Genomic DNA, 19992 nt, shown 5'->3' with positions numbered 1-19992 from the left:
TTTGAAAGCAAATAAACCCATTAAAGTGCTATTCTTTAGTTGGTAATTCAGACACAAAAAAAGCCGAGCTAAGCCCGACTACTCCATTTGATCTTTTTCTTTTCGAGTGCTGTCTCGAATTGCTTTGTAAACTTTCATTCTAGCGACTCCAACGTCACGCACATTTTCCATGGCAAAACGTTTGGTTATACTGTCTTTTCTAGAAATGTAATGATATAAAGGAAGGTTATCTAAATAAAATTGACGTGCGACAGTCGCATATTCAACGTTAAAAACTTGATCTTCCATTAAATCTAAGTCTGTTTGGAATCTTAAATTATTATCAGTAATAATCGAACGAATGTAGGCCTTATTCCAGGTGTAACCCATCACAGTACCTGTCATTCTGATTATTTGCTTGATTGCTTCATCTCGACCAACGATTGAAGTTTGTCGACTTGAAACTTTATTTTTTACTTTGCCATTTTCGCCTTCATTAAAGAACCCACAAGTAACCATATCTACATCGTAATCTTCAAATTTGGAGAGAAAGTGTTCTACATAATCAGGTTCAACCCAATCATCTCCATCAATGAAAGTTACTAAGTCACCGTCGGCACTGGCTAATCCAGTATTGCGGGCAGCTGAAACACCTGCATTTTGTTTGTGGCAAACAACAGAGATCCAATCATACTTTTCTTCATAGGAACGAATTATCTTCTGAGTTTGATCTGTAGAGCAATCGTCCACAATGATTAAGTCAAAATTACGATTAGTCTGAGCGATTACCGATTCAATCGAGCTAGAAATGTAGCTAGCTACGTTATAAGCCGTCATAATAATTGAAAGTTTATTTTTCACCATAAGTCACCTTAAATATTATTTTACTTCTAATGACCCAAAATACGCAACAAGACAGGGGAGGATAAAAATGAAACGTATCTTAAATCTTGAAGGTGCCATAAATTTACGTGAACTTGGTGGATATCCCACTAAGGATGGTACGACAATTAAATATAATAAACTTCTTCGTTCAGGGGATATAAGTAATTTAACAACTAATTCTTTAAACTACCTTAAAAAGTATGGTTTAAAATATGTTATCGACTTTAGATCTAATCAGGAACAACAAACTTGGTCCGATGTTACTTCCGATTTCTATCGCATATATTCTGACCCCGTCTACCCTTTAACCGGAAACGGTGATAAATTGGCTGGAGCCATTAATCATGGTGATTATTCTTATTTAGGATTGATTTATCAAAGTGTAGTTCTGGACAAACACGGTCAAGAAGCTTATAGATTTCTTTTTGAACGTCTTCTCAACAACGACCAAGATCATCAGTCAGTACTCTTCCATTGTGCAGCTGGTAAGGATAGAACTGGTATTGGTGCCCTTTTGATTCTGAAAGCTTTAGGCGTTGATGACGAAATAATTACTAAAGACTACCTATTAACTAACCTAATGTATCAAGATAGTGACGAAATCGAAGCTACTTTGAATGATGAAAATGGTAATCAAGATATCAACAAAATGAATATGACCAAAGGTGATTTAGAAAGTATCACCTCAGTTTTCGAAGCCATTGAACACTATTATGGTAGTTTCGAGAACTATTTGGATAAAGCTTTAGGTATCGATCAAACTAAATTGGCAGAACTCAAACAAATTTATACTGAGTAAAAATTAATCTAATATTGTTTTATATCAAACTAGATTGGCAAGAAGTATTTTGCTTTCGTTATAATTATTAGTGGGAAGACGTAACCTCACTGATTTATCTGACTACAAATCCTACAGACTTCCCGTGAATAATCTATTTTTATTTGACTGATACAAAACCAAAACGTCGTTTTCCTCATACAATTACTTGTATGAGGTTTTTTTTATGTGCACTAAGTGACTCTGTCACTTAGTGCACATTATGCATGTGTTCTATGAACACATACGTTCCTTGATTTTTGAATCCACTATTAAGAACATATAAGGAATTCTAGGTGTCCGTTCCAATGGACATTCTCTTATAAGATAATTAAACTTATCGTCATATAATTATAGTTAAGAAGGAGGAATACCATGGATCCACTCGCAAAGAAAGTAATCATGTTTCTTTCTAAGAACACCGGCTATATTAAATCTACAGATTTAGCCAAAGAATTGAATGTTTCCACCAAAACAATTTATCGAACTGTTAAGAAGATAAATCATGATAAAGAAATCATCACTTCGCAACGTGGTTTGGGCTACACAATTGAACCTGGCAACGATTCTGAATTCACCGAGAATTTCGATGATTTAAACGAAAACAAAAAACGAACTTATGCCATCGGTGTTTACATTCTTTTCAATCAACCAACTGGACCCAAATTTTTTAAGACTGCCGACAAGTTTTATCTTTCTGAATCAGCTTTAAATAAAGAGATTCAAAAAATAAATTCAAGTATCGACAAATTTAAAATTAAAATCACCCGTAAAAATGGTCACTTAATTGTTATCGGCAATGAAATCGATATTCGTCAGGCATTAAATTTCTTCTTAATTCGTAAAGGAGCTGTTTCTGAAGGTTTTACTTCTATCTCGGAAATTTTTCCTTCTATTAATGATAATGATCGAAGTTTTCTGATTACTCAACTAACTTTGATTCAAGATGAACTTAATGTAGTACTAGTTGATCCCTATACTTTAAACATCTTTTCTCATTTATATATCTTGATGGGAAGAATTAGATCGGCCGCCCATGCAAATAAACCAAAAAAAATCGAAACAACCGATATCAAATACGATCAGTTTTACGAGACAGCTCGCCTAATCATTGAGAACATTTCTCGGTACACGAATCGCACAATTGATGCCAGTGAGATCATCTATTTGTCTCAATATCTGTTGTCACTGCGTTATATGCACAGCAATGATATTCAACAAATTAACAATGCCGCGCCTACCACTCAGTTTGAAAAGCCTGTGATTGACTTTGCTAACGAAATTATCAACCACTATCCTTTCCAAAAAATCATCAATAAACAGCATTTATTAACAGATTTATGTGCCCATATCAAACCAATGCTCAACCGCCTAAAATCAAATTTAGTCGTCGTCAATCCTCTAGTTGATGAAATAAAGGACAGCTACAGCCGAGAATTTCAACAGACAAAACAAATTGTTGATAACTATACAATGAAGAAATATCAATTAAAATTGTCGGAAGATGAAATTAGTTTTATTACTCTATACGTGGTTAAAGCGGTTGAAGAAAGCGCTAAAACAAATAAAATTTTACTAATGTGTACTACCGGCATCGGTACAGCACAACTACTTCGGACCAAATTATTGAATGCTATTCCTAATTTGAACATTACTGATGTAATTTCTTCTTACAGTTATCGTGAGGATATGTCTAAATATAATGCTGAAGCCGATCTTATTATCAGTACTGTCGCTATTCCTGAACAGAGTAAAGTCCCTATCGTCGTAGTCAGCCCACTATTAAATGAATTGGATTTACAAAGAGTTAAATCGTTTCTAAATGTTTAAATACAACTATTTCCAAATCGATAATGTTGATTCAAAACAGGAATTGAATCAATTCATCAGTAAAAAAGTTGAAGCACTTTACAATATTGGGGCTGAGAGTGTTTTATCCAAAATTACTGAACGAGAAAAATTGGGTTCCGTTGAAATTGGAACTAATTTTGATTTACCACATATCGAATATAGTGGTCAGGAACAAGGAATTATTTTAGTAAATTATAAAATAAATCATTATTATGCCACATCTTTGTTTATAATTTTAAATGTTGTCTATCTTGATAAGGATTTGGGAGAATTCTTAAATCGCATTCTAAATGACGCAGGATTAGATAAATTACGCAATTGTAGAAACATTAATGATCTACAGAGAATTGTAGAGGGGGGATAAAAAATGTTTGACGAAGAAATTGTTTTACTCGACATTACACCAAAAGATAGTACTGAAGCCTTATCAATGGTTTCTGACGAACTAATCAAAAAAGCTGTCGTTAAAGAAAGCTACAAAGACGCTGTTATCAAACGTGAAAAGGAATTTCCAACTGGCTTAAACGCGCCAAGTTGTGGCATTGCAATTCCACACACTGATGCTATTCACGTTAACAAGCCACAGATTGCCATTGCTCGTTTAGCTCAACCAGTTAAATTCTTACAAATGGGGGACGGAGCCGATGTCGAAGCTAAATTAATCTTTATGTTAGCTTTGAAAGAACCACATGCTCAACTTGAAACACTACAAAAACTGATGGCATTAATTCAAAACGAAACTGCCGTAACTGAATTAATTGCTGCCAAAGATTCAAAAACTGTCATTAACGTATTAAAAGAAAATGATCTTTAATTTTTAGGGTTTAAAAATTATGAGGAGATGTCATTATGGCTGTTATTAAATGGTTATTGAGTGCTGGTCCTACAGTATTCTTACCAATGTTATTATTCGTTTTCGCACTAATTCTTAGGATCAAACCGGGTCGTGCTTTCAAAGCTGCCATTACTGTTGGTATTGGTTTTATCGGTTTGAATTTAGTTATCGGATTATTGACTGATAATCTTGGTCCTGCAGCTCAAGCAATGGTTAAAAACTTTCATCTAAGTTTGAACACCATTGATGTTGGTTGGCCTGCCGCTTCTGCAATTTCATATGGTACTACTCTAGGCAGTTTAGCCATTCCTATCGGAGTTGCTTTAAACGTTGTTCTATTGATCTTTGGACTTACAAAAACATTGGATGTCGATTTATGGAACTATTGGCATATTGCTTTTACTGGTTCACTTGTTTTTGCCGCAACAAAGAATTTTGGTTTAGGTCTTGCTACAATGGTTGTTCACGCAATGTGGATCTACTTCTTAGCTGATCTTGCTGCTCCAACTATTCAAAAACATTATGGTCTTGCAGGTATTTCTTTCCCTCAAGGTGCTTCAGCCCCAGGATTTGTTTTAGCTTTACCTATTAACTGGTTACTAGATCGCATTCCTGGTGTTAAAAATATTCACTGGACTCCTGAAACAATTCAAAAAAGACTTGGTATTTTCGGTGATTCAGCAGTTATGGGTCTAATCATTGGTATCGTTATTGGTGCTCTTGCTCAATACAATGTTACAAAGATTCTAAACTTAGGTATGTCAACAGCTGCTGTTTTGATTTTAATGCCTAAGATGGTTGCCCTCTTAATGGAAGGTCTACAACCTATCTCTGAAGCAGCTAACACTTTGGTTCAAAAGAAATTCCCTGGACGCAGTCTTTATATCGGAATGGATTCAGCTTTGGCCGTTGGTCAAGAAGCCGTTCTATCTGCATCCTTAGTACTTGTTCCACTTTCACTATTAATCGCTGTTATCCTACCTGGTAACAGAGTTCTACCTTTCGGTGATTTAGCAACAATTCCATTTATGGTTGCCGTTATGGCTGCTGTCTTTGGTGGTAACGTCTTTAGAATCGTTATCGGTGGTATTATCGATATTGCTATTTCATTGTTAATTGCTTCATGGGCTGCTCCACTACTTACGATCACTGCTAAATCAGCTCACTTTGCAATGAAGGGTGCAACTTCTATCTCAATTCTTTCCGATGGTGGTACTTGGACAACATTAATGATCGTCGGACTTGGCAAATTGATGACTTGGACAGGTATAATAGGTTTAGGTATTGTCGTTCTTGCTCTAATGATCTGGCTCAACAAATTTCATGACAAGAAAGTCGCCGCAGAAAATAATTAAAAAGAAGGTTTAAAATATGGCAAAATCACTTATGGTCGTTTGTGGTACTGGTATCGCTACTTCTACTGTTGCTACAGGTAAAATTAAAAGCTACTTGGAAGAACAAGGATTAAGTTCTGAAGTTCATTTCCTACAATCAAAAATTGCTGACGAAGTTAGTGCTATTGGTAATGATGAATATGATATCGTTGTCTCAACAACAATGGTTCCAAGTTCAATCAAAGACAAAGTTATCAACGGTGTTCCTTTATTAACAGGAATCGGTGCTGACAAGGTTTTTGAAGAAATCAAATCTAAGATTGAAGCTTAATTAATCATAAAATAAAGCATCGAAATCCTATTCAGATTTCGATGCTTTTTATATATTTCCCTTATGTGAAAAACAAATATAATATTAGTGATAAGATATTTTTAAGCAAACTTTAACAATATTTTGTATAATTAAGTTTCGGATGTATATATACAACATGTGACCTTTTTGTGAACTTTTATCAAATGTCTTCATATACATAACAGTGTCTTGTATACTTATTTTGTCAACATAATGGAGGAATGCAAATAATGTTTTGTCCAAATTGTGGCCACAAAGTTGATCCAGATCAAAAATTTTGCGATAACTGTGGTTGGGCCCTAAAAAAGAAAAATACTGAAACAACAGAGACTAAAGACGATGACTCAATTCGTTCTTTGTCTGAAATTGAAAAAGAATTAAATCAAGAAGATCCTTCAACTAAGAAAACCGAAGAGAAACCTGTTTTACAACAAGCTCCTGCTCAACAACGCGAATACAGTAACACTAAATCTGAACCTGAAGTTGAGGCTCACAAACAAGAACCTGCTCACTCAGAACCAGAAATGAAAACTTTTAAACAAGCTGATCGTTCATCCTTCAAAAATACAGGTGCCGAAGAACCTTTGGATGATCGGACACAAGTTTATAACAAGAATGATTTCAATCCTATTTCTCAAAAACCATATAAGGCTAATACCTTTGAAGATCCAATTAAAGAACCATTAAGTGATCCTTTTAAGCCCACTGAAAGTGAATTACGTGCTGCTAGAGCTAAACAAGCAGCTGAACAAGAAGATCCAAACGATGGCTTTATTCACAATATGATCAAGTTCGCTAAGAATAATGCTTTTGTAAGTATCATTGCTGTTATTATCGTAGCAATCTTACTAGTATTCAAACGTAACTACGGATTCATTGCTTTAGCTATTGTCCTTATTGCCTGGTTCCTACTTTCTCAATTACGTCACGGTAACGAGACTGGTGCTAATAAAGCTTTAAAACGTGAAACATCCTTAAAGAAAAAAGATTCTGACGGTTCTGATGATAATTACACTGAGGAACATTATCAAAAGCCTGCTCATAACAAGAGAGATATTGCAGCTGAAAAACTTCATTCTAACAAGAAGACAACCGCCCAAAAAATAATTATTGTTTCTTCAATTATCGGTTTCATCGCTTCAATCGGTGGACCATTCTTAAATGGTGTTTCACTAACAAGTACTATTTCTACGGCTGCTAATTACACAGCTAACATTGGTGCTCAACCAATTTGGATCACTAATGGATTTTCAGCAATTCGTATTATCTGTTTCTTATCACCAATCATTACTCTAATCGCTGCTAACTTCAGAAGACGTGGCACAATTAGATTGGTTAGAATCTTTACAGTCTTACCTACTATCTTATATGCGGCACTTTATGGAGCTCTCTACGCCGGCTTGGTAAATTCAACTGCTATTACTGGACAAGTAGCTGTGACAACTAATGGATCATTTGGTACTAGTTTCTATGTTATTTTAATTACATCAGTTGTTTCTCTATTGATGTCATATTCATTACGTCCAAGAATAAAATAAACCCTTACGGGTTTATTTTTTTATGCCAAACTGTATATCAAATTAATAGAAAATATTTTGTAAAAAGTGAACTATTCCTCCACAATCTTTTTAATATAATTATTTTGAATAGTAAGTATATTGGAGGTGATTTCGTGAAATTTAATAAACATATAAATAAAAGTATAAAAATATTCTTCATTTTTATCATGTCTACTTTTATGATTAGTTTAGCAATTATCACGACGGAACATCTGAGTCAGGCCGAAGAAGAAACAGTCATATCACCTAAATATACTCCCACCAAAGACCCTACTAAATTTATCGGGATTTGGTTAACTAGTGGTTACTCTTTGCAGCCAAAAGAAAACTACTATACTACTGTCAATAATTCAGTGACTATTAAGACTAATACAGGACGCTCTGTTTGGACGTTATTAACCGGAATTTTCGATTCTGCAAGTTATCAATGGTGGGAATCGACCGATGGTAAAACTTGGTCAAAAATAAGTAAATCTAATGGCGGTCAAAGGAAAAATTTGGTAGTTACACCTAAAGAAACTGGTACCACTTGGTACCAATTAGACACACAATACGCCTTTTTTGGTATCAACAAGAAACATCTTTATTCTAAAGTCGGAGCCATTCATGCCCTACCCGAACCAGTCAACGCAACCAAAGTGGACGTCTCTGTTGACGATGATTATCTCTATAATACCAGCGACAATCTTTCCAACACAACTTATGCTCATGCTACACCTACACCTGCTAATTCTACTGGTACAGTTGATTGGTCCGTTGACGATGAGTCCCTGGCTACAGTCGATAGTGAAGGTCTCGTTACGGCTAACAATCAAGACAAAACTGGTACAGTTCATGTTATTGCTACAATGACGAATCCCAATGGAACTAAGATTCAAGGCTCCACTCCTGTTGAAATCGGTGGTGGTCTAGAAGATAAAACTGTTAAATCTGGTGAGACGGCCACTTTTACTTTGAAAGGTAATACCGGTGGCGATGGAGACGACGAAGAAAATAATGGATCTGTAACAATCGATTGGTATCGTTATGATCCAAACACTGGGCAAAGAACCAAAGTTGAGTCTAACGGTGGCACCAGCTATACTACTCCAGATACGACTTATGCTGATAACGATGCTTTCTATCAAGCCATTATAACTTTGAAAGTTAATCTGATTACTAAAACAATTACCACCAATAAAGCTAAACTAACAGTTATCCCCTCTGGCGATCCCGATATTGAAATCACTAACCAACTTACCAATCAGACTTTTACCACTGAGGATAATGACGATCACAATCTTTACGACGTAGTAAATGGTGACAATGTCGTTTACCATGACACCCTCAAAAATAATAGTAATGATAGCTTCTTGAAAAATGGCTTTTATGTTATCCCGATGCACACAGGTACAACAATCAATAGTGTCAAAGTAAATAATCAAGAGCTAGATGACGACAAGTATTCAACCATTCATAATGACGGAGATGATACCGACGATCTTGTAATTGATTTAGACACCTTAAACATGCAAGAAACAGCAACTATTGATGTTGATACAACAGTCAAAAATGCTATTCAAAAAGAATCTCGTTCCTACATTCCTTACGTTTACGGAACCAACAATGATGATAACGTCTATCGTAAAGACGGTGCCGTCGAAACCATCACTTACACTACTAATAGTTTAAATGCCAACATTAAGAATATCGACTTTGGCACTATCAAGGCCTTTAGCAAAGGTACTTTGCAGCATCGTCCTAGTGCAATGAACTCCCCTAACAATGTCATTGATATTAGTGACCAAAGACGTGATAAAGGTGGACTAAAAGTTTTCGTATCGCAAATGAATGAATTTACCGATGACAACTCCGAAGTGTTGCCAGTCAGTTTAAGATATTATGAGAATGGTAATTACATCGAAGTTTTGAATAATAAAGTTCAAATATCACAATCAGACGTTGGTCAAGAGTTATCCTCCATTGGCTGGAGCAAAGATGATGGCCTCTTACTACATGTAAATGATGATCATCTAAAGGCCGGAAAGTACAGCACTACACTAACTTGGTACTTCGAAAACAGTTTGTAAATATTGAATAATAAAAAAGCACGGAATAAATTCCGTGCTTTTTTTATATTAAAATATAAATTTTTTTAATCACTTTTTAGTTCTAAAAACTTGCAAAATTTGCAAAAATGTCTTTATTAAAAATCAAACATTATATACAATGAGTTGTGGTCTAAAAATATTAAGGAGAAAAAGTGTGATACTTTATACGAACTTGAAAATCAAATTATTCATCAGTTTCATTATAATTTTCACAACTGCCTTTTTCCTAATTACAAATGAGCAAACTATAATAGCCGAAACTGAAGAATCGAATCCCCCATATAAATTCAAACCTAGCCCTGACGCTAAAAGATTTTTGGGAATTGGTCCAATCACAACCAGCGGCTACACTGAACAGCCTAAAGAACATTACTATATTATATTGGGTGAGAAACTCCATATAGAAACCAACGTTGAGCGAACTCCTTTGTCTAATTTTCTCTTAGTAGCACGATATCATTGGTGGCAATCAACTGACAGTATTACTTGGAACGAGGTTGACAAAAAATCAAATGGTAATTCCTCACTTGATTTGATTCCCACTACAGTAGGTAAAACATATTATCAGTTAAGCACTTCCTATGTTATTCCTCACGCTTTTATTGGAAGTATTTTTTATTCCAAGGTAGCTACTGTCGATGTCGAACGAGAACCCATATCTGCTAAAAATGTCAAAGTTCATACTAAAGCGGATTACCTCTTTAATATCGATAGTAATATTACTCGTGGCACAACCTTTGCCTATTCAACTTCCAATCCTTTTAATGCTACTGAATCGACAAAATGGTCTGTTGATAAACCAGATTTGGCAACTGTTAATGGTGATGGACACATTTCTGCTAATACAAATGGTAAATCAGGTATCGTTAAAGTAACTGGAACTATTAATAACAAGGATAATACCATCGTTTCCGATTCTAAAGAAATCACTGTTGGAAATGGATTGATAGACCGTACGGCTCATGAGGGTAAGAAAGCTCGTTTCGAAATTCAAGGATTAGACGGTAACGAGCGCGATGATGAATTAGGAGATGTCACTATTAATTGGTATAAGCAAGTTAATTCACAACAAATGGAATTAGTTAAATCAGAAACGAATCCTGCTTCTAATGATATTTTTTATGAAACTCATCGAGTTCATCCTGAAGACAATAACAGTAAATATTATGCTGAAATTGTTGTCAAACAAGCAAAGAGTAATGATAATAGTGTTCTTATCGGACCAGCTACTTTAACCGTCCTGCCACCAAATGATCCTAAAGTTGAGATTTCATCAACTATAACTAACAAAACGCTTAATACTGATTATTCTGGAACTCAATTAAATGAAGTAATTGATGGTGATGAATTAAATTACAATATTGATTTATACAATAATAGTAAAAGAGATATCCACGACGCCTACATCACTCTGCCACTTCACTTATACACTCAAATTGAACATATTAAAGTCGACGATGCCGAAATTGATAATTCTGATTACTTACTGACTACAAACGAAAAGAATCAGATATTGCGAATCAATTTGAATGATTTTATTGCGCACCATGAAAAGAATATTTTCATTGAAATAAAAGTTAAAAATATCCATGAACGTGAATCCTTTGATTCTCAAATTGACTTTCATGGATTAGATCCAGATTCTGATGAATATACTAGTCAGGGCAATAAATTAAATATTAATTACATAAATAATCAATTAACAGCATCTGTCAAAGACCTACATTTTGAACCAATCACTCTTTTTACTCATAATAATCTAAAGTATCGTATCTCCGCTAATAACGATCCAAATGAGGTAATTTCAATAGATGATCAACGTCGTAAAAGACGTCCTTTAAAACTCTTTTTGAAACAAGAAAGTGACTTCGAAAATAAGGATAACAAATCGATTAAATTACCCGCTGATTTACGTTATTACAACGGTGATTCTTTTACATCACTAACTAATAAAACTCTTATTAATGAAACAACATACGGGCAAATATTCAATTCCATCAAGTGGCATAAGAATCAAGGGCCACTTTTACACATAAATAATAGTAACCCTATCCCTGGAGATTATTCTTCAAAACTTACTTGGCAATTCGAAGATAGTATCACTTAGAGGATTATACGAAGGGTATGAAATACATTACTTATCTTGGATTAGTTTACATTCTGTTTATACTTAACAGTAAGAGAAATACAAATGAAGAAGCGGTATTTATATTTCTCGAAGCCTCACAATGTGAGCTTGCACTTACCAAAACATCACCGATTTAAAGACATCGTAGTCAAGGTAAATGTAATCGAATGGGATAGTATCAAAAAAATGGGTTGAAATGGAGATGACACAAAATCAAACATATAGGAGATTTTGTAGTATCAGAAAATGATATTGAATAAACCACGTGTTTTAAGCAAGTTCTTTACCCTTCTAAGAACTGCAGAATTGTCATTTATCATGATGAATCCTCCAAAACAAAAATTTAGCCTAGACAAAAAGGTCTCGTAGAAGTTAAAAGCACTAACTTCTACGAGACTATTTTTGTTTTATTCTTCTAAAAAGCTCATTCTATCTGCAATATTAGTAATTATTCCATCAACACCCCACTTGAGTAGTGTTTGCGCACGATTAATATCGTCGATTGTCCAAGCGTTAATCTCATAACCATAATCCTTCATTTGTTTAACTTTAGCTTCAGTTAATGAAGAACCATCTGGATGAACAATTTTAGCATGGCAAGCTTGCATAACTAAATTCCAATCATCCCCAAGTGTTGCTCGGCTGAATAGAACAGCATATTTTAAGTCCGGTCTTAACTTATACATTTTTTCCAACATAATTGGATTAAAACTAGAAATAATTAATTCAACATGTTCATCTAATCGGTCTAATGATTCAACAAATTTTTCAACTAACTTATCAGCTAAATAATTAGCGTTGTCCCCTACAACACCTTTTAATTCAATATTGGCGTTAATCTTGTGAATATTAAGAAAATCAATCAGTTGGTCCAAAGTTGGTATCTTTTCACCGCGAAATTTCTCAGCAAACCAATATCCGGCATCGGCATTAGCTACTGTTTCACTATCAATAGTTTCAATTGAACCAGATTGATTTGTCGTTCTGTTCAATTTGTCATCATGAATGACAAAGATTTTTTCATCTTTAGTGATACTTAAATCAGTCTCGATCCATTTAACATCATGATTTACTACCTCATTGAATGAGGCCATAGTATTTTCAGGTGCTAATGTTGGTATTCCTCTATGAGCAACAATTTTTTTATTCATAGTAATCCTCCCGATATGTAGAGTATACAACAGCCATGCAAGGGACTAAAAAACCGAGGTATCTTATTGGTTTGCCTCGGTTTTTTGTTGTGGTTCTATTATCTGGTTTTTCCTGTTTGGAATAACCAATGTTTTAATCTTTATAGTGAAAACGAGCTACACAGGCCAATTTCTTCCAGTTTGCTACAGCACTGAAATTGCCCGCCAAGTACGCGTGCGATTCCAGTACTTACGCAAATCCTCGGGAGCTGACCGTCCTTGTTTCGCTCTCTATTTTTAGGCCTTATATCTTGATACACCATCAAGATATGTTTCTGATAATGTCATATCATCATCAAGCACGATGAAATCAGCATCTCTACCATCAGCGATAATACCACACTTGTCAGCAACTTTTGAACTCTTAGCAGCTGTGTAACTTGCCATTTCTACAGCTTCTTCATCTGTAGCAATGTTCCAGTCAACAACGTTCTTGATAGCTTCATTCAACATCAAAATTGAACCAGCTAAGTTATGTGTTTCATCTTTTAATCTGGCTGTTCCGTTAGCAACAACAACTGGTAGTTCACCAAGTACGTAGTCACCATCTGGCATTAAACCAGCACGCATACAATCAGTAATTAGGGCAACGTGTTCTGCACCTTTCTTTTCGATAACGATTCTTGCTGCAAATGGGTTAACGTGGTGTCCATCACAAATCAATTCATCATCAACTAAGTGCATTGAAAGTGCTGCACCAACCATACCTGGTAATCTGTGGTTCAATCCACTCATACCATTATATGTATGTGTGAATCCTGTAGCACCTGCTTCAACACAAGCCTTAGCTTGTTCAAATGTAGCATCACTGTGTCCAAGGTATACGGCAACGTTATCTGAAGCAACAGCTTTAGTAAATTCAACCGAACCTTTTCTTTCAGGAGCAATAGAAATCTTCTTGATCATGCCGTGAGCAGCTTCTTGCCAGTCTTCAAATTCTTCGGCATCTGGATCTCTGAAGTACTTAGGATTTTGTGCACCCTTGTGTTTTTCTGTGTAGAAAGGTCCTTCAAAGTGAATACCTTGAATCTTAGCACCAGTAGCCTTCTTGTAGTTATCACCAATTGTTTGGCAAATGTGTTTTAGTTGGTCATGTGATGCTGTCAAAGTTGTTGGCAACCATGATGTAACACCGGCCTTCAATAGACCTTCTGACATTTCATTTAATTTTTCAAAATCGTCATCCATAACATCATGACCTACAAGACCATGAATATGTGTATCAACTAGACCTGGGGCAATAAATTTGTCTGAGTAATCAACAACTTTACCTTCAGGTTTTTCTTCGTCAGCATGATAGAATTTACCAAACTTACCATCGTCAGTAACTTCTAGGTAGCCGCCATTTTCAGTAGTGTTTTTTAAAAAGAACTTCTTAGCATGAATATAATATGACATTATCGAGTCTCCTTACTAATTTTAACGTTTTCATTATACCATTATTTACTGGTCTATACCACAAGAGAAAAGTAAATAAATCTCCCATTCGTCTAGTGATAATAGTGGCGATACTTCTTATAATGTCTGTAATTTTTGTGCCTATTATTATAATGCTTATTTTGATAATTATTAGCAACTCCGGGTACTGTGAAAGTTGTATCCACGGTTGACCGTCCTGTCGCATAATCAAAGACAATATTATTTTGAACATTCCACAAATATCGGTTAAATTTGAAACTTCCATCAGTTGATAACGCCTGTACCCAAACGCCTCGAGCCATTAATTCATTACCTCGAAAAATTGGTGTTACTTGATAAATAACTTTTTTATTTTGCGCCAACTCATTACGAACCATTTGCTCTGTTTCAGTCATTGTTTTTTGATTTGAAAACTCTGTTTGTGTAAAAAGGTTATACGGATTATCAATACTACCCAACTGGCCTTGTTGTGTTTGACCAGACTTATTCAAATTGAAAGTCATTGTATAAGCAATCAAATGTCCTCTATTTTGTGGAATAACACGTGTCCCATTGACGATTTTAGGCTCGTTATGCCAACCAGTCGGACGCCACGTCTGTTCAGTTCTCGTATTAGATTTACCCAAATTATTACGAGTTAAGTATGCTGTCGCCGTTTTAGTTCGATTTAGATTGTCCAACCCACCATAATCAATATGAGCCTGAGCAAAATCATTAGCTTGAATAGTCGTTGGTTGATCATTATTCAATACTTTAACTGCTTTATCACCAGATTTGTAAGTCCAATTACTCATTTCCTCTGCTGTAACATTTTCAGTGGAATCGGATTTGGATTTATCTATATTGGAATTCTTGTTAGTCGTTGTTTCTTGATTATCAGCTTGTTTAGAACCAGTATCCGCATTCGTCGAACAGCCAGTCAAAAGTAGTGGTAGAAGTAACAGCAATAAGGCCTTTTTCATAATTTGTCCCCTTAATAATTTTTAGCAAGTTCCATTATATCAATATATGTGAATTATCCTGCCAAAACAAAAAGAGTGCGACATTTTGTCTACACTCTTCATACATAATTTATTTTAAATTTTTCTTGATATAGTCGGCAGAATATTGAAGTTTATCTAACTCATCTTGTGGCAAGTCCAATTGCAATTGCTTTTCAATTCCGTCACGTCCAACAATAGCTGGATATGATAGGTAAACACCATATTCTTCACGATAATTTGATACTGGCAATTCAATATTAGCATCATTTAGAATAGCTAACGAAAGTCTAACTGCTGCAGTCGATACACCATAGTTGGTATATCCTTTGCCATCAAAAACTGTGAAACCACCCATTCTTACATCTTCATTAATTTGATCCAGATCAAGTCCATTTTTCTCAGCTAATTCTTTAACTGGTTGATCCATGACTTTTACTGTTGACCAAGCCGTAAATTGAGAGTTACCGTGTTCTCCTAAGTTATATCCCGATACAGATCTAGGATCAACATCAAAGGCTTTACCAACAGCACGTTTCATTCTAGCTGAATCAAGTAATGTACCAGTACCAATTACACGCTCTTTAGGAAAATCAAGAATTTGTTGATACATTGATGTCATAACATCATTAGGATTACTAATTACGACCATGATGCCATGGAATTTAGTTTGTTTAATCTTATTGGCTACATCTGTTACAGAATCACCAGTTGGCTTTAATTCTCCAAATCGATTTGGATGTTCTCCACCGATTAATTTGATGTGTCCAACAGCTGAAATAATAATATCGGCATCATCCAATTGAGAATAATCATTTACATAAATATTAGTATGCGCTGGCAAATTGGCCATGGCATCTTCAAAGTCTAAAGCATCGGCCTTAACCTTTTTCTCATTCTTATCGATCAATACCAAGTCATCGACAAATCCACCGGCTACAATATAATGTGCACATGCGGCACCAACATTTCCCATTCCAATAATTCCAATTTTTCTTGTCATGAAACATACCTCGCAATCAAATTTTTAAAGAATAGTTCACACGACAATTATACCTTAATATTAGTAACCGCTTTAACAAGTCTACAAATCTATTTAACAACAGAAAAAGACTACCTCCAAATTCAGGAGATAGTCTTTAGTTTAAAATTCGTTATTATTTTCTTTCTTCGTAGTACTTAACTTTACTCTTAATGATTCTCTCACAAAGATCAGCATATGAAATACCGGCAGCTTCAGCTTCTCTTGGCATTAATGACAATGGTGTCATACCTGGCAAAGTATTAGCTTCCATGACATATAATTGACCGTCACGTAATAAGAAGTCAACACGACCGTAGTTACTCATACCTAGAGCTTCAAAAGTCTTCTTAGTTAATGCTTGCATCTTTTCGTGAATCTTATCATCCAAATTGTCTGGAGGAGTAATAAAGTGAGTTACATTGTTAGCTTGGAATTTATGTTGGAAATCATACCAACCTGTATCAACAGTAACTTCGACAGCTGGAAGAACCAAACCATCAACGATAGCAACTGAGAATTCACGTCCCTTGATATACTCTTCAATTAAAACTTCATCATCAAATCTCAAAGCATCAGCAACTGATTCTCTTAATTCAGTAGCGTTATTTACAATATGTGTACCAACACTTGAACCACCATTAGAAGGTTTTACTACCATTGGATAGTTGAAAGGAATATCCTCTGATAAAATCTTAGCAGTCTTAGTTGTTGTATATTGAGCAGTTGGAATACCATCTTGTACAAAAATTTCTTTAGAATATTTCTTATCCATAGCAAGTCCAGAAGCTAATGAACCACTACCTGTATACTTGATATCAAAGACATCAAAGACAGCTTGCATCTTACCATTTTCGCCATCTTCACCGTGAAGTCCCATGTAGACAATATCGGCATGACGACAAATGTTAAGAACATTTCTACCTAATAGACCTTTAGTTCCATCGGTTCTCAAAGCATTGATCTTTTCATCCGTAAGAACTTCATCATCAATAACTAATTTACTTTCATTTTCAGGTTCTGTTGTGAAGAGATCATCAATTTTATCTTCTTCGATATCCTTACCTAAAAATGAATCAACGTAAGCTACTTCATAACCTTTACTACGTAGTGCGTTGGTGATTTTAATTCCGGAAGATAAAGAAACATTTCTTTCTGTACTTCTTCCACCTGAAAGAACGACAATTTTCATTGTGTTTCACCTAATCCTTTTTATTTAATTATACTTACTTAAGCGTAATCCTAGAACCTACAGAATAGCATAAACCAGCGGTAAAAGCCATTTTAATTATCAAATAAATAGGAAAAAAATTCATCGGTTTGTGAAAGCTTTTTTCTTTAACGAATGCACTTTTTCAGTAACTATTATAAATATGATAATACTAGTTGACATGTTATTACTTTATAGTTGTTTTAGACGTCTTATCTTGTTAATATATTAGTGAAACAAGGCAAAAAAAAGACCACTTAAAAAGTGGCCTTAATCAGTGTCCTTGTCTAATAACAATATTACATATTATTTAGAGTCGGACACGGCAATGTCCGACTTTTTTGTTTGAATTATTTCTTCAATTCTTTGATAATTTCTAGTAAAACTACTAGAATCAAAAAAATGGAAATTAATTCCAACGCCAAAGCCTCCCGTCATGATAGGAAGACTGAGAATATGATTTTTAACCATAAGCACCAGCTCCTTTCAATATAAGGCAAGGACACTACAGTAAGTATAGCAAAAGATAATTCTTATCAGTTAGCATTTACATGCAAAAGTGCAAAGCCCTATTAAAAATAATAAATAGACTATAAAATTACTAATCAATTAAAAAAATCTATTAATGATAGACATGTCCTTAGCTCAGAAGCGTTAAAAAAGCGTGCGAAAAAACAAGCAATTCTCACGCTTTTTAAAAATAAGAATTAAATAGCAGAAAAGAACGATAATCAGTCAGAAGAGGCTGATTATCGTTCTTTTTAATTTGATGACATATACAAATTATTTTTCAACAACCCTTTAGTCTGTGGAAGTCTTTTCTTTAGCAAGCATACCCTTTTCAGCAACTTTGAAGAATGGGTAATACATTGCTCCAGCTAAAACTAACGGCTCTTTGTCAAATCGTATTGATGAATAGTTTTTGTATAGAAGGCAACCTCATGTAGGTTGTCTTTTTTTATGCGCAAATGAGTCTTATTCTCTTAAGAAAATGGTCAAGATTTCTGAAGCCATAACTGATATGTTTGAGTTTTTTTATCTTTCCAATGGTCCCTTCAAGAGGACCATTGGAGTACGGCATTGTGCAACTATTCTTTACATAATTTAAATTCTTACGTAACGTTGAAATAGATGTATCCATAGCGGTATTATTCTTTTTATATCCATAGATGGTTTCTTTGAGTAATGATATATCGTGTTCATGTATCGCTTTCTGAATACCTTGATAAATATCATAAGTATTTTTAAAAACTGGTAGATTGTCAGTGGCTATATCAATAACGTTTCGCGTTGTAGTATATTCGTTGATTCCAAAAATATATTTTACTTTCTTGTCGTCTACATCTGCCTCAGGCAGATGATAGAGACGCCAATTAGACTTAAGTGCTTTATACAAACGGGAATGTTTATCATTTATTTTTTTAAGACAACTGATTCTAACTTGATCCAATGCCCGGCTACATAGCTGAACTATATGAAATCTATCAACTATTATTTGAGCATTGGGAAAAATTCTATGAATGACCGACTGATAATTAGCATTCAAATCAATAGAGACAGTCTTAACGGCTTGCCGTTCTGACAAGCTATAGTTATTTATAAAGTGTTCAATAACTGTTTTAGAGAGTCGATCATGAATCAGCTCAATTAGATGATGTGTTTGTGCATCAATAGCTATAAAAGTAAATATACCGTTAACTGAACGAAATTCATCAAAACACAGGTTTTTTGGAAGACAATCACATCTATTTGGTAATTTGGTATTGTCATATAAGACTCTGCTTACTGTATTTACTGATACTCCGATGATCTTAGCTATTGATGTTAAAGTAAAGGATTCCTTTGCCATAACGAATATTCTGTTTTGAACTTGTTTAGTCATAGTATGATTTTTGATTAATAAATCACTGTGGGCACCGCAGGTGCCACCACAGTTCTTACAAATATAACGTTGTTTATTGAGCATCAAATGATACTCAATACCGTTAAAACTGGCTAATCTAGCATTAGTTTTTCTTTTTCCATTTTTGACTAATGAATTTAAACCACATTGTGGACATCGATACAGTTTATAAGTTAAATCAGCGTTTACGATCTTTATATGCTTTATAACGCCACGATTTTTAATCGTAGCGTCCTTGACTGAAACATTACTTATATTATTGTCTTTTATATCGAGTGCACATAGTATAGAATTGTCTTGGGACATTATTGTTTTCTCCATGTTTGATTGGGTTTGGTCGCTTAAATCTTAACATGAGAACAGTGATGTTCTTTTTTTATTTTCTAGAGATTAAAAAACTGGTATTGATTATTCATCAATACCAGAAAGTATAGAACTA

General features: G+C 34.6%; 17 protein-coding genes. 9 read left to right on the top strand and 8 right to left on the bottom strand.

Annotated elements, in window-relative coordinates; genetic code table 11:
* Window positions 1–78: 78 nt before the first annotated feature.
* Window positions 79–843, bottom strand: a complete 765-nt coding sequence (locus tag ATN92_RS16510) for a glycosyltransferase family 2 protein (protein ID WP_034544396.1) — start codon at window positions 841–843, stop codon at window positions 79–81.
* A 67-nt stretch (window positions 844–910) separates the two neighbouring features.
* Between ATN92_RS16510 and ATN92_RS16505 the strand changes: the two genes are divergently transcribed.
* The 9 genes from ATN92_RS16505 (at window position 911) to ATN92_RS16465 (ending at window position 11809) form a co-directional block, all read left to right on the top strand.
* On the top strand, window positions 911–1663 hold the full coding sequence (locus ATN92_RS16505) for a tyrosine-protein phosphatase (RefSeq protein ID WP_056954080.1): 753 nt from the start codon (window positions 911–913) through the stop codon (window positions 1661–1663).
* Between the two features lie 393 nt (window positions 1664–2056).
* Window positions 2057–3511, top strand: a complete 1455-nt coding sequence (locus ATN92_RS16500; RefSeq protein WP_056954078.1) for a BglG family transcription antiterminator — start codon at window positions 2057–2059, stop codon at window positions 3509–3511.
* Window positions 3504–3896: a PTS sugar transporter subunit IIA gene (locus tag ATN92_RS16495; protein ID WP_056954076.1), complete on the top strand. Its 393-nt coding sequence runs from the start codon at window positions 3504–3506 to the stop codon at window positions 3894–3896. Before ATN92_RS16500 ends, ATN92_RS16495 begins: the two co-directional genes overlap by 8 nt.
* A 3-nt stretch (window positions 3897–3899) precedes the next feature.
* Complete coding sequence (locus ATN92_RS16490; RefSeq protein ID WP_056954074.1) at window positions 3900–4346, top strand: PTS sugar transporter subunit IIA; 447 nt, start codon at window positions 3900–3902, stop codon at window positions 4344–4346.
* Between the two features lie 35 nt (window positions 4347–4381).
* Window positions 4382–5722 (top strand): PTS galactitol transporter subunit IIC, encoded by a 1341-nt coding sequence (locus tag ATN92_RS16485; RefSeq protein WP_025086089.1) that lies wholly within the window; start codon window positions 4382–4384, stop codon window positions 5720–5722.
* Between the two features lie 16 nt (window positions 5723–5738).
* A complete protein-coding gene (locus ATN92_RS16480; RefSeq protein ID WP_056954072.1) occupies window positions 5739–6032 on the top strand; it encodes a PTS sugar transporter subunit IIB in 294 nt (97 codons plus the stop codon).
* A 251-nt stretch (window positions 6033–6283) separates the two neighbouring features.
* A complete protein-coding gene (locus ATN92_RS16475) occupies window positions 6284–7591 on the top strand; it encodes a zinc ribbon domain-containing protein (RefSeq protein WP_056954070.1) in 1308 nt (435 codons plus the stop codon).
* 134 nt (window positions 7592–7725) lie between these two features.
* On the top strand, window positions 7726–9681 hold the full coding sequence (locus ATN92_RS16470) for an Ig-like domain-containing protein (RefSeq protein WP_056954068.1): 1956 nt from the start codon (window positions 7726–7728) through the stop codon (window positions 9679–9681).
* A gap of 175 nt (window positions 9682–9856) precedes the next feature.
* Window positions 9857–11809, top strand: a complete 1953-nt coding sequence (locus ATN92_RS16465; RefSeq protein ID WP_056954066.1) for an Ig-like domain-containing protein — start codon at window positions 9857–9859, stop codon at window positions 11807–11809.
* A gap of 428 nt (window positions 11810–12237) precedes the next feature.
* On the opposite strand, the gene ATN92_RS16460 is transcribed toward ATN92_RS16465, so the two are convergent.
* From ATN92_RS16460 to ATN92_RS16430, 7 genes are all read right to left on the bottom strand, one after another.
* Window positions 12238–12981, bottom strand: a complete 744-nt coding sequence (locus ATN92_RS16460; RefSeq protein WP_054642808.1) for a glycerophosphodiester phosphodiesterase family protein — start codon at window positions 12979–12981, stop codon at window positions 12238–12240.
* 276 nt (window positions 12982–13257) lie between these two features.
* On the bottom strand, window positions 13258–14418 hold the full coding sequence (gene nagA / locus ATN92_RS16455) for an N-acetylglucosamine-6-phosphate deacetylase (RefSeq protein WP_025085849.1): 1161 nt from the start codon (window positions 14416–14418) through the stop codon (window positions 13258–13260).
* A 92-nt stretch (window positions 14419–14510) separates the two neighbouring features.
* Window positions 14511–15401: a DNA/RNA non-specific endonuclease gene (locus ATN92_RS16450; RefSeq protein WP_056954064.1), complete on the bottom strand. Its 891-nt coding sequence runs from the start codon at window positions 15399–15401 to the stop codon at window positions 14511–14513.
* A gap of 109 nt (window positions 15402–15510) precedes the next feature.
* Window positions 15511–16422, bottom strand: coding sequence for an L-lactate dehydrogenase (locus ATN92_RS16445; protein ID WP_054642805.1), 912 nt, complete (start codon window positions 16420–16422; stop codon window positions 15511–15513).
* A 154-nt stretch (window positions 16423–16576) separates the two neighbouring features.
* Window positions 16577–17632, bottom strand: coding sequence for a D-alanine--D-alanine ligase family protein (locus ATN92_RS16440; RefSeq protein WP_056954062.1), 1056 nt, complete (start codon window positions 17630–17632; stop codon window positions 16577–16579).
* Between the two features lie 324 nt (window positions 17633–17956).
* Entirely contained in the window at window positions 17957–18121 is a 165-nt protein-coding gene (locus ATN92_RS16435; RefSeq protein WP_156638771.1) for a hypothetical protein, read from the bottom strand.
* Window positions 18122–18608: 487 nt separating this feature from the next.
* Complete coding sequence (locus tag ATN92_RS16430; RefSeq protein ID WP_056950777.1) at window positions 18609–19859, bottom strand: ISL3 family transposase; 1251 nt, start codon at window positions 19857–19859, stop codon at window positions 18609–18611.
* Window positions 19860–19992: the final 133 nt, after the last annotated feature.

The sequence above is a fragment of the Companilactobacillus bobalius genome (assembly GCF_009764355.1).
This window is presented reverse-complemented; position numbering and strand designations above follow the sequence as displayed.